The sequence below is a fragment of the Janibacter melonis genome (genome assembly GCF_020567375.1).
Lineage (GTDB): Bacteria > Actinomycetota > Actinomycetes > Actinomycetales > Dermatophilaceae > Marihabitans > Marihabitans melonis.
In genome coordinates, this window is the sequence record NZ_JAJBZM010000003.1 from 312,183 (window position 1) to 322,535 (window position 10,353).

Sequence of the window (10,353 nt, forward strand, 5' to 3'; positions counted from 1 at the left end):
CATGGGAGAGCACGAGAGCGCGCTCGACGCGCACGCGAGCCAGGGCTTCTCGACCCGGGCCATCCACGCCGGGTACTCCCCGGACCCGCTGACCGGGGCGGTCAACGTCCCGATCTACGCGAGCTCCACCTTCGCCCAGGACGGCGTCGGCGGGCTGCGCGGCGGCTTCGAGTACGCCCGCACGGGCAACCCGACCCGTCAGGCGCTCGAGGCCAACGCCGCCTCGATCGAAGGGGGACGCCACGGGCGCGCCTTCGCCTCCGGCATGGCGGCGACCGACGCGCTCCTGCGCGCCACGCTGCGCCCGGGTGACCACCTCGTCATCCCTGACGACGCGTACGGCGGCACCTTCCGCCTCATCGACAAGGTCTTCTCGCAGTGGGGCGTCGAGCACACGCCGGCACCGGTGGGTGACCTCGACGCCATCCGCGCAGCGATCCGCCCGACGACCAAGCTCCTGTGGCTCGAGACGCCGACCAACCCGCTGCTCACCATCGGTGACATCGCCGCGAGCGCGGAGCTGGCCCATGAGGCGGGTGCGCGGCTCGTCGTCGACAACACCTTCGCCAGCCCGTACCTGCAGCAGCCGCTCTCGCTCGGCGCGGACGTCGTGCTCCACTCGAGCACGAAGTACATGGGCGGCCACAGCGACGTCGTCGGCGGGCTGCTCGTCACCGACGACGAGCAGCTCGACAGCGACATCGCCTTCATCCAGAACGGCTCGGGCGGCGTGCCCGGGCCCTTCGACGCGTACCTGACGATGCGGGGCATCAAGACGCTCGGCGTGCGCATGGAGCGGCACTGCGACAACGCGGAGGCGGTCGTCGAGCTGCTCTCGTCGCGCCCGGAGATCTCCTCGATCCTCTACCCGGGGCTGCCCGAGCACCCGGCCCACGAGGTCGCGGCCAAGCAGATGCGTCGCTTCGGCGGGATGATCTCGGTGCGCATGGCCGGCGGGCCCGAGGCCGCGCAGCGGCTGTGCGCGCGGACTGAGATCTTCACCCTCGCGGAGTCGCTCGGCGGCATCGAGTCGCTCATCGAGCACCCGGGCGCGATGACCCACGCGTCGACCGCGGGCTCGATGCTCGAGGTGCCGGACGACCTCGTGCGCCTGTCGGTCGGCATCGAGGACGATGCCGACCTGCTCGCCGACCTCGTCCAGGCGCTCGACGGCGTCTGACGCCCGCTACCCCGCCACCTACCACGCAGTACTGGTCGTGATCGCGACCAGTACTGCGTGGTAGGTCGCATCGGGGAGGGGCGGGGCGAAGGGGGAGTCAGTCCCCGACCTCCTTCGCGGCCCAGCGGCGGCCCTCGTCGCCACCCCAGGCGTCCCACGCGACGCGGCCGGGGGAGGGGAATCCGTCCTCGCCCTGCGACCAGCCCTCCGCGTCGGCGTCGCCCGTGTGCCGCTCGACGTACGCGTGCATCTTCTTCAGGTCGGCCTCGGGCACGTCATCTCCCTTCGCCAGCTGGTGGGCCCGGTCCCGGCCGGTGTCGGTGAAGCCCTGGCCGGCCTTGCCGTCCTCGATCCATCGCACGGCACGCTGCGCCGCCTCCTGCACACCCTTGGGGGGAGTGGTCATGACGTCCTCGTCTCTGCTCGGGGAGGACGAGCGTGGCACGGCCGACGAGCCCGGCTGTGGCGACGGCCGGGGTCTGTCCAGGGCCGGCGGGGGTCACGGCACCGCAACACCTGGCATCCCGCGGAATGCCGCGGGTACGGGGACCCTTAGTCTTGGTAAGACCTCACGGACCTACAGGAAGGCCCGACCCATGTCCAACCCCATCCTCGGCCGCGTCGAGCAGGACGCTCGCAACGGGTACGTCGGATTCCGCGACGACGCCCGGGCCCAGCAGGGCGGCTACCAGCAGACCCAGTACCCCCAGCAGGGATACCCGCAGCAGGGTTACCCCCAGCAGGGCGGCTACGGCCAGACCCAGCCCGGCTTCCCGCAGGAGCCCCCGATGCAGGGCGGTGGCTGGGGCGGTGGCGGCGGCGGTCGTGCGCTCACCATCGACGACGTCATCATGAAGACCGGCGCGCTCTTCGCCGTCATGATCGCCGTCGCGGTGCCCGCGTGGTTCCTCTCCCCGACCTTCGGCCCGATGATCTGGGGCGTCGGCCTGGTCGGCGGGCTCGGCATCGCGCTCTACCTCATGTTCTCGAAGAAGGCCGTGCACCCGGCGGTCGCCGTCGCGTACGCCGCCTTCCAGGGGCTCTTCGTCGGCGCGATCAGCCAGAGCTACTCCCGCATCTTCGACTACCAGGTGACCGGCGCGACCAACGTGCCGATCCACCAGGGCATCGTCTTCCAGGCCGTCCTGGCGACCGTCTGCGTCTTCGGCGCGATGCTCTTCCTCTACCGCAGCGGTCTGGTCAAGGTGACCCAGAAGTTCCGCGCCGTCGTCTCGATGATGGTGCTCGGCTACTTCGTCTTCGCGCTCATCAACCTGGGCTTCGCGATGATCACCGACACCCCCTTCGGCATCGGCGGCTCCGGCCCGATCGGCATCGCGATCTCGGTCTTCGCCGTCGGCCTGGCCTCGGTGACCCTCATGCTCGACTTCGACAGCATCGAGACCGCCCTGCGCACCAACGCCCCGGAGTCCTACTCCTGGACCCTCGCGCTGGGTCTGCTCGCCACGCTCGTGTGGCTCTACCTCGAGATCCTGCGGCTCCTCGGCCGCCTGCGCTCGGAGTGACCTCGGTGCTGCCCCGCTCGCCCATCCCGGACGACGTGGCAGCCGAGCTCGACCGCGCGGTCCGACGGTGGCACCAGCTGCCGTTGGACCGCGCGGTCGCTGCGTCTGCGGGCGTGCGCGAGCTGCTCGGCGAGCTCGCCGGCGACATCCCGCCGGATCTCGGTCCTGCTGTCCTCATGGACCAGCTGCGGGTCGTCGTCCACGACCGGTGTGCCGAAGGGGAGGTCCGGGGTCTCGCGGAGCGGCTCGCCGCGCTGCGGCTCGGGTGGTCGGCGTAGGGCTCGGTGGTCTCGAGGCTCCGGCCCCAGGGGGCCGTCGCACCTCGACCGGCCAGGGGCCGCCGCAGCTCGACCACCACGACGAAGGGCCCGGATCCGACCGGATCCGGGGCCTTCGTCGTGCCTGCGGGTGGGCTCAGGAGAGGCGCTCGTAGACGATCGCCATGCCCTGACCGCCGCCGACGCACATCGTCTCGAGGCCGAAGGTGCCGTCGGTCTCGCGCAGCCCGTTGAGCAGGGTCGCGGTGATGCGGGCACCGGTGGCGCCGAAGGGGTGACCCAGCGCGATCGCGCCGCCGTGGACGTTGAGCTTGTCCTCGTCCATGCCGAGGTCGTCGGCGCTGGCGAGCACCTGCACGGCGAAGGCCTCGTTGATCTCGTAGAGGTCCATGTCCGAGATCGACATGCCGGCCTGGGCCAGCGCGCGCCGGCTCGCCTCGACCGGGCCCATGCCCATGATCTCGGGCGAGAGCGCGGAGACGCCGGTGGAGACGACGCGGGCGAGGGGGGTCAGGCCGAGCTCGGCGGCCTTCGTGTCGCTCATGACGACGAGCGCGGCCGCGCCGTCGTTGAGGGCGCAGCAGTTGCCGGCGGTGATGACGCCGTCCTCGCGGAAGACCGGCTTGAGGGACTGCACGGCCTCGAGCGTGACGCCGGCGCGCGGGCCGTCGTCGGTCGAGACGACCGTGCCGTCGGCGAGGGTGACGGGGGTGATCTCACGGGCGAAGAAGCCGTCGGCGATGGCCTGCTCGGCGCGGTTCTGGCTGCGCACGCCCCACTCGTCCATCCGCAGGCGGTCCATGCCGCGCAGGGTCGCGACGTTCTCGGCCGTCTGACCCATGGCGATGTAGATGTCGGGGACGAGGCCCTCCTCGCGCGGGTCGGACCACGGGGAGTTCTCCGCCGCGATGCGCGCGGTGCGGGCCCGGGCGTCGGCGAAGAGCGGGTTCATCGCCTCCTCGTCGGAGCCACCGGCCCCGGAGAAGCTCTGGTACTGCGAGACGCACTCGACGCCGCCGGAGATGATCGCGTCGGCCTCGCCGGCCTTGATCGCGTGGAAGGCCATCCGCGTCGTCTGCACCGACGAGGCGCAGAAGCGGTTGACCGTCGTGCCGGGCAGGTGGTCGTGCCCGCCGAGGACGGCGACGACGCGGGCCATGTTCGAGCCGTGCTTGTGGCTGGGCTCGGCGCAGCCCCAGTGCAGGTCCTCGATGTGCGAGGCGTCGATCCCGGCGCCGTCGAGCGCCGCGGCGACGACCTGCGCGGAGAGGTCGTCGGGTCGCACGTCCTTGAGGGAGCCCTTGAAGGCGCGTCCGATGGGGGAGCGGGCGGTCGAGACGATGACGGCGTCGGTCACTGGTCCTCCAGGTGTCAGCGGAGCCGGGCGGTCGCGCCGCGGCCCCACCGATACTAAGCGCCCGCTCAGCCCCTGACGAGGGGGCCGTGGGCACGCTCACCCGCGGGGGCACCCGACCTCGCGCCGCCGACGAGTGTTGCGCTCAGATGGCGCCGTCGTGCACGGGGCCGGGCAGACGACGGCGCAGCATCGCCCAGCGGCCACGGGGCCCGGCCTGACGGCCGTCGACGGTCGCCGCGCTCACCTCGGTGCCGGGCCGGTGCACGGCCCGCCCGGCGGCGTCGTCGATCGTGCCGACCCCTTCGCCCCGGGCCGCCTCCGGCTCGGTGTCGCCGCTCGCGCCGGCCGGCCACGCACCGACGGCGGCCGCGACCGAGGGCAGCAGCGCGCTCGCCACGCGGGCGTACCCGGCCGGCGAGGGGTGGAAGCGGTCCTGGCTGAACATCACGGCTGGGCTCGCCTCGAACTCCGCGCCGAGCAGGCCGCCGACGGACACGCTGCGCGCCCCCGCCTCGACGACGGCTACGGTCTGCGCGGCGGCGAGCTCACGGCTCCACCGCCGCAGCAGCGCGCTCAGCGGGAAGGGGATCGGCTCGACGGTCCCGAGGTCGGGGCAGGTCGCGACGACGACGGGCACGTCGAGGGTGCGCAGGTAGCGCACGGTGCGCTCGAGGTGGCCGACCGAGGTGCTCCGGTCGATGCGGTGGGTGACGTCGTTGGCGCCGACGAGCACGACGGCGACGTCGGGGGAGTCGACCCGGCCGAGCGCCTTCGACAGCTGACCGGTGAGGTCGCTGGACTCGGCGCCGATGACGGCCTCGTTCGTCAGCCGCACCGGGCGGCCCATGATCGCCGCGAGACCGGTCGCGAGGATGCCGCCGATCGTCTGGAAGCGGTGGTCGGCACCCATGCCCGCAGCCGTCGAGTCACCGAGCACGAGCAGCTCGACCGGCTCGCCGGGGGCGGCGCCGTAGAGGCCGTCGTCGTCCGGGGCCCCCTCGAAGGGCTGGCCGACGATCTTGCGCGCGATCCTCGCCTCGACCTGGATGAGGGCGTACCCGAGCCCGGCGAGCGTGGCGAGCCCGGCGGCGGTCGCGCCGGACACCGTCGCGGTGCGCGCTGCGAGACGGGTCACGCTGGTCATCGGTTTCCTTTCGGGGCCGGTGCGGCCAGAGTAGGCACGCTGACATCCTCGGGGTCGATGATGCCAACGAACTGCTGCTGCACGGCGTTCCGCTCCTCATGACCTCCGGCACGCCTGACGAGAAGGACCCATGACTGACTACCCGCACCTCTTCGAGCCGCTCGACCTCGGCTTCACGACCCTGCGCAACCGCACGATCATGGGGTCGATGCACACCGGTCTGGAGGACCGGGGGCGGGACTTCGAGCGGCTCGCGGCCTTCTACGCCGAGCGGGCGAAGGGGGGAGTCGGCCTCATCGTCACCGGCGGCTTCTCGCCCAACCTCGAGGGCTCCTTCTACCCCGGGGCGTCGAAGCTGACGACGCACCGCGAGGCGCGCCGGCACCGCCAGATCACGCAGGCGGTGCACAAGGAGGGCGGCAAGATCGCGCTGCAGCTGCTCCACGCGGGCCGCTACGCCTACTCCCCGCTCAAGGTCGCCCCGTCGGCGATCAAGAGCCCGATCACCCCCTTCGTGCCGCGGGCGCTCTCCGAGCGCGGGGTGCGCCGGCAGATCCGGTCCTACGGCCGGGCGGCGGAGCTGGCCCGGGAGGCCGGGTACGACGGCATCGAGATCATGGGCTCCGAGGGCTACTTCATCAACCAGTTCCTCGCGCCGCGCACGAACCACCGAGAGGACGGCTGGGGCGGGTCGGCGGAGAACAGGCGGCGGATCGCCGTCGAGATCGTGCGGACGGCACGGGCGGCGGTGGGCGACGACTTCGTCATCCTCTACCGCCTCTCCGTGCTCGACCTCGTGCCCGACGGGCAGACGTGGGAGGAGGTCGTGGCCCTGGCCCAGGAGATCGAGGCGGCCGGCGCGACGATCATCTCGACGGGCATCGGCTGGCACGAGGCGCGGGTCCCGACGATCGCGACCTCGGTGCCGCGGGCCGCCTTCGTCGACGTCGCCGCGCGCCTGCGCGAGCACGTGCGGGTGCCGGTCGTCACCTCCAACCGGATCAACATGCCCGACGTCGCCGAGTCGGTGCTCGCCGCGGGCAAGGCCGACCTCGTGCAGATGGCCCGGCCCTTCCTCGCCGACGCCGAGTGGGCGATCAAGGCCCAGGAGGGTCGTGCCCAGGAGATCAACACGTGCATCGGGTGCAACCAGGCCTGCCTCGACCACACCTTCGAGCGCAAGACGGCCAGCTGCCTGGTCAACCCGCGCGCCGCGCACGAGACCGAGCTCGTCATCGGCCCGACCCGCACGGTCAAGCACGTCGCCGTCGTCGGCGCGGGCCCGGCCGGGCTGGCGAGCGCCGTCACCGCGGCGCAGCGCGGCCACCGTGTCGAGCTCTTCGAGGCCGGTGACGACATCGGCGGGCAGTTCGCCCTCGCGATGCGCATCCCGGGCAAGGAGGAGTTCGCCGAGACGATCCGCTACTACCGCACCCAGCTCGACCTCGCGGGGGTCAAGGTGCACCTCGGCACCCGCGCCGACGCGGACACCCTCGCCGACTTCGACGAGGTGGTCCTCGCGACCGGTGTCGAGCCGCGCGTGCCGCAGATCGAGGGCATGGACCACCCGAAGGTGCTCACGTACCCCCAGGTCGTGCGCGGCGAGGTCGAGGTCGGACGACGTGTCGCCGTCATCGGCGCCGGCGGTATCGGCGTCGACGTCACCGAGTACCTGACGACGGGGGAGTCGACGACCCTCGACCTCGACGCCTGGCAGCGCGAGTGGGGCATCGACGCGCAGTCCGGCACCCGCGGCGGTCTCGTCGACCCCGTGCCCGAGGTCCCCGTGCGCGAGGTCTACCTCGTGCAGCGCAAGACCTCGAAGATCGGCGCCGGTCTGGGCAAGACGACCGGCTGGGTGCACCGGGCGGCGCTGAAGACGAAGGGGGTGCACCAGGTCGTCGGGGCCACCTACGAGCGGGTCGACGACGCCGGTCTGCACCTCCTCGTCGACGGCGAGCCACGTGTCCTCGAGGTCGACCACGTCGTCGTGTGCGCCGGGCAGGAGTCGGTGACCGACCTCGTCGAGCCGCTGCGGGCGAAGGGGGTCCACGTCACCGTCATCGGCGGCGCGGACGTCGCCGCCGAGCTCGACGCGAAGCGGGCGATCAAGCAGGGCACCGAGGTCGCTGCTGCGCTCTGAGCCCCGTCGGGGCCTCGACCGGCGCATCATCGAGGGATGCAGCGCTACGAGTCGTGGGTGGAGAAGCAGATCCGCGAGGCCACCGAGCGGGGCGACTTCGACGACCTGCCGGGGGCCGGTCGCCCGCTGACGGGTCTGGACGACCCGGACCCGGACTGGTGGGCGAAGCGGAAGATGGCCGCCGAGGGGCTCGACACCGCCGACGTGCTCCCGCCGGCGCTGCAGCTGCGCCGCGAGCGCGCCGGGTACCCCGAGAGCCTGCTCGACCTGACCAGCGAGGACGCGGTCCGAGCGGTGCTGCGCGACTACAACGCGCGGGTCGTCGACGAGCGTCGACGACCCGTCGTCGGCCCGATCCCGCCGGTGCTCGCCCCGACCGTCGACGTCGACGAGGTCGTGGGGCAGTGGCGGGAGCTGCGCGACCGGCGGGCCGCGGCGCCCCCGGAGGTCACCGAGGGCGCCGCCGAGCGCGTGGTCGCCGCGCCCCGGCGCCGGTGGTGGCGTCGGGGCTGAGCTGGTCGCGCGACGATCAGCTCGCGCCGGTGTCCGTGGCGCCCTCGTAGACGCCGACGACGTTGCCGTCGGGGTCGGTGAAGACCGCCCACCAGCTCGTCTCGCTGATCGGGGACTTCTCCATGACCACCGCACCGCCGCTCTCGCGGACCTTCGCGAGTGTCTCCTCGATGGAGTCGACCTCGACGTAGCTGCGGGGCTGGGTGAAGCCCTCGCCGCGCGGGGCGAGACCACCGCCGCTGATCTTGTTCGGCGCCTGCCACATCGGGTAGCCCTCGTAGCCGGGGACCTCGGCGATCTGCCAGCCGAAGAGGCCGCTGTAGAAGTCGCTGGCCCGGGCCAGGTCGCTCACCGGGATGTCGATGTGGGTGATGTCTCCGTGGGGCATGACGGGCACTCCTGACTCGGGTCGTCGCTGACCCCGGTCAACCTAGGGCCCCGCACCGACAGCCCGCCAGGGTCGGTCAGGCGGGCGGCTCGACGTCGACCTGCGCGGGCACCTGGTCCTGGCGCACGAGACCGACCTGGCAGGTCAGCCCGTTGGGCCCGTGGTTGCAGTAGCCGCCGGGGTTCGCGTCGAGGTACTGCTGGTGGTAGGGCTCGGCGTAGTAGAAGGTGCCGACCTCGCTCGCCGGGCGCTCCTCGGTCGTGATCTCGCCGTGGCCGTGCTCGGTGAGCTCGCGCTGGAAGGACGCGTGGGTCGCCTCGACGGCGGCCTGCTGCGCCGGCGTCGTCCAGTAGATCGCCGAGCGGTACTGGGTGCCGACGTCGTTGCCCTGACGGTTGGCCGTCGTCGGGTCGTGGTTCTCCCAGAAGGCCTTGAGGACCTGCTCGGGCGCGATCGTCGCGGGGTCGTAGGCGACGAGGACGCTCTCGGTGTGACCGGTCTGGCCGGTGCACGTCTCCTCGTAGGTCGGGTGGGGGGTGAAGCCGCCCATGTACCCGGCGGCGGTGGTGAGCACCCCGGGCAGACGCCACATGATCCGCTCCGCGCCCCAGAAGCAGCCCATCGCGATGTACATGACCTCGGTGCCCTCGGGCCACGGGCCGGTCGGGCTGACGTCGAGGACGCGGTGGGTGGTGGGGAGGGGGTAGCCGTACTCGGCCCGGCCCGGCAGGGCGGTCTCGGAGGTGGGCATGGCGGGAGTCGATCGGAAACCGAACATGCCCTCATCATCTCACCCGCGCCTGGACCAGACCTGGGCGAAGGGGGGTGGGCAGTGCTCCCCATCGACCCTGTCGGCACCGCGGCCTACCCTGAGGGCAGTCACGTCAGGGAGGTGCGATGGGCCAGCGGGTGAGTCACGGTGCAGATGCCGAGGTGCTCGACGACGTCGCCGTGGCGCTGCGGCGCCAGGGCGACCTCATCGACGACGTCGGGGGCCGTGGGTCGGCGCACCTGGAGAAGCTGCGAGCGGCCTGGGACGGCCCGGACTTCGAGGAGTTCGCCAAGCGCTGGCGCCGGGCGCACCGCCAGGTCGACGAGGCCGCGCAGGGCATCCGCGCCTACGCGAAGCTGCTGTCGATGGAGTCCGACGACCAGCGCCGCTCCTCGAGCAGCCCGTCGGGCGGCACCGGCGACCTCGGGCACCGCGGTGGCGGGGGCAGCGGCAGCGGCGGTGGTCGCGACCACGGCGGACCGGTCCAGGGCGGTGACCGCCCCACCGACGGCGGTGGTCACGACGCCAGCGGGCGCGACCACGGGGGACCGGTCACCGAGATCGGCCGCGCTGGTGACGGCGGTGGTGGCAGCGGCGGTCGTGACCACGGCGAGCCGGTCACCGAGATCGGCCGTGCCGGCGAGGCGCACTGGGCCCCGGCGCACGAGGCGCACCTCGTCGCCGACGTCCCGGTCGTCGGCATCGGCGAGTGGGAGCCCGCAGACATCGGTCGTCCCCCCTTCGGCCAGCTCGAGACGATGCCCGCGGTCGCCGACACCGGCGAGGGCTCCTGGGACGACGTGCGCACGGGTGACATCTCGTGGACCGGTCCCGGCCGTCCGGTCATGGACCTCGTCGCGTGGGACCCCCTCGAGATCACCCGGTGGGACGACGTCGTCGGCGACCCGACGTGGCTCGCGACCGGCGACTGGCGCGGCCCGCGCTAGCCGCGGGCACGACGAAGGGGTGGGCCCCCCCCCCGGGGGGGGCCCCCCCCCCCCGCCCCCCGCCGCGGCGGGGGGGGGGCGGCCCCCCGCGGGGGGGGGCGGCGC

Annotated in this window: 11 protein-coding genes; 6 read left to right on the forward strand and 5 right to left on the reverse strand. The window is 72.9% G+C overall.

The window, feature by feature from the left end:
* Nucleotide 1: 1 nt before the first annotated feature.
* Entirely contained in the window at nt 2-1,180 is a 1,179-nt protein-coding gene (locus tag LIV55_RS13615; RefSeq protein ID WP_229300594.1) for a cystathionine gamma-synthase, read from the forward strand.
* A gap of 97 nt (nt 1,181-1,277) precedes the next feature.
* Here the strand turns inward: LIV55_RS13615 and LIV55_RS13620 are convergent, their stop codons facing one another.
* Complete coding sequence (locus LIV55_RS13620; RefSeq protein ID WP_229300596.1) at nt 1,278-1,586, reverse strand: hypothetical protein; 309 nt, start codon at nt 1,584-1,586, stop codon at nt 1,278-1,280.
* Between the two features lie 190 nt (nt 1,587-1,776).
* Between LIV55_RS13620 and LIV55_RS13625 the strand changes: the two genes are divergently transcribed.
* Together LIV55_RS13625 and LIV55_RS13630 are read left to right on the forward strand one after the other, a co-directional pair.
* A complete protein-coding gene (locus tag LIV55_RS13625) occupies nt 1,777-2,706 on the forward strand; it encodes a Bax inhibitor-1/YccA family protein (protein WP_229300597.1) in 930 nt (309 codons plus the stop codon).
* A 35-nt stretch (nt 2,707-2,741) separates the two neighbouring features.
* Complete coding sequence (locus tag LIV55_RS13630) at nt 2,742-2,984, forward strand: hypothetical protein (protein WP_229300599.1); 243 nt, start codon at nt 2,742-2,744, stop codon at nt 2,982-2,984.
* A 136-nt stretch (nt 2,985-3,120) separates the two neighbouring features.
* Here LIV55_RS13630 and LIV55_RS13635 read toward each other — a convergent pair whose 3' ends face one another.
* The gene (locus LIV55_RS13635; protein WP_229300601.1) at nt 3,121-4,341 is read right to left on the reverse strand and encodes an acetyl-CoA C-acetyltransferase; all 1,221 of its coding nucleotides are present in this window, start codon (nt 4,339-4,341) and stop codon (nt 3,121-3,123) included.
* Between the two features lie 142 nt (nt 4,342-4,483).
* The gene (locus LIV55_RS13640; protein WP_068273214.1) at nt 4,484-5,485 is read right to left on the reverse strand and encodes an SGNH/GDSL hydrolase family protein; all 1,002 of its coding nucleotides are present in this window, start codon (nt 5,483-5,485) and stop codon (nt 4,484-4,486) included.
* Between the two features lie 130 nt (nt 5,486-5,615).
* On the opposite strand from LIV55_RS13640, the gene LIV55_RS13645 reads away from it, so the two are divergent.
* Complete coding sequence (locus tag LIV55_RS13645; protein ID WP_229300602.1) at nt 5,616-7,628, forward strand: NADPH-dependent 2,4-dienoyl-CoA reductase; 2,013 nt, start codon at nt 5,616-5,618, stop codon at nt 7,626-7,628.
* Nucleotides 7,629-7,664: 36 nt separating this feature from the next.
* A complete protein-coding gene (locus LIV55_RS13650; RefSeq protein WP_229300604.1) occupies nt 7,665-8,141 on the forward strand; it encodes a DnaJ family domain-containing protein in 477 nt (158 codons plus the stop codon).
* A gap of 16 nt (nt 8,142-8,157) precedes the next feature.
* On the opposite strand, the gene LIV55_RS13655 is transcribed toward LIV55_RS13650, so the two are convergent.
* Nucleotides 8,158-8,529: a VOC family protein gene (locus LIV55_RS13655; RefSeq protein ID WP_229300605.1), complete on the reverse strand. Its 372-nt coding sequence runs from the start codon at nt 8,527-8,529 to the stop codon at nt 8,158-8,160.
* A gap of 76 nt (nt 8,530-8,605) precedes the next feature.
* Nucleotides 8,606-9,280 (reverse strand): peptide-methionine (S)-S-oxide reductase MsrA, encoded by a 675-nt coding sequence (gene msrA, locus LIV55_RS13660; protein WP_225985051.1) that lies wholly within the window; start codon nt 9,278-9,280, stop codon nt 8,606-8,608.
* Between the two features lie 146 nt (nt 9,281-9,426).
* Here msrA and LIV55_RS13665 point away from each other — a divergent pair, with 146 nt between their 5' ends.
* Nucleotides 9,427-10,248, forward strand: coding sequence for a WXG100 family type VII secretion target (locus tag LIV55_RS13665; RefSeq protein ID WP_229300607.1), 822 nt, complete (start codon nt 9,427-9,429; stop codon nt 10,246-10,248).
* Nucleotides 10,249-10,353: the final 105 nt, after the last annotated feature.

What these genes read in the sequence shown, in the direction of transcription:
- LIV55_RS13620 (WP_229300596.1), bottom strand. Translation starts at nt 1,586, where the DNA reads ATGACCACTCCCCCCAAGGGTGTGCAGGAGGCGGCGCAGCGTGCCGTG.
- LIV55_RS13640 (WP_068273214.1), bottom strand. Translation starts at nt 5,485, where the DNA reads ATGACCAGCGTGACCCGTCTCGCAGCGCGCACCGCGACGGTGTCCGGC.
- LIV55_RS13615 (WP_229300594.1), top strand. Translation starts at nt 2, where the DNA reads ATGGGAGAGCACGAGAGCGCGCTCGACGCGCACGCGAGCCAGGGCTTC.
- LIV55_RS13665 (WP_229300607.1), top strand. Translation starts at nt 9,427, where the DNA reads ATGGGCCAGCGGGTGAGTCACGGTGCAGATGCCGAGGTGCTCGACGAC.
- msrA (WP_225985051.1), bottom strand. Translation starts at nt 9,280, where the DNA reads ATGCCCACCTCCGAGACCGCCCTGCCGGGCCGGGCCGAGTACGGCTAC.
- LIV55_RS13645 (WP_229300602.1), top strand. Translation starts at nt 5,616, where the DNA reads ATGACTGACTACCCGCACCTCTTCGAGCCGCTCGACCTCGGCTTCACG.
- LIV55_RS13625 (WP_229300597.1), top strand. Translation starts at nt 1,777, where the DNA reads ATGTCCAACCCCATCCTCGGCCGCGTCGAGCAGGACGCTCGCAACGGG.
- LIV55_RS13650 (WP_229300604.1), top strand. Translation starts at nt 7,665, where the DNA reads ATGCAGCGCTACGAGTCGTGGGTGGAGAAGCAGATCCGCGAGGCCACC.
- LIV55_RS13655 (WP_229300605.1), bottom strand. Translation starts at nt 8,529, where the DNA reads ATGCCCCACGGAGACATCACCCACATCGACATCCCGGTGAGCGACCTG.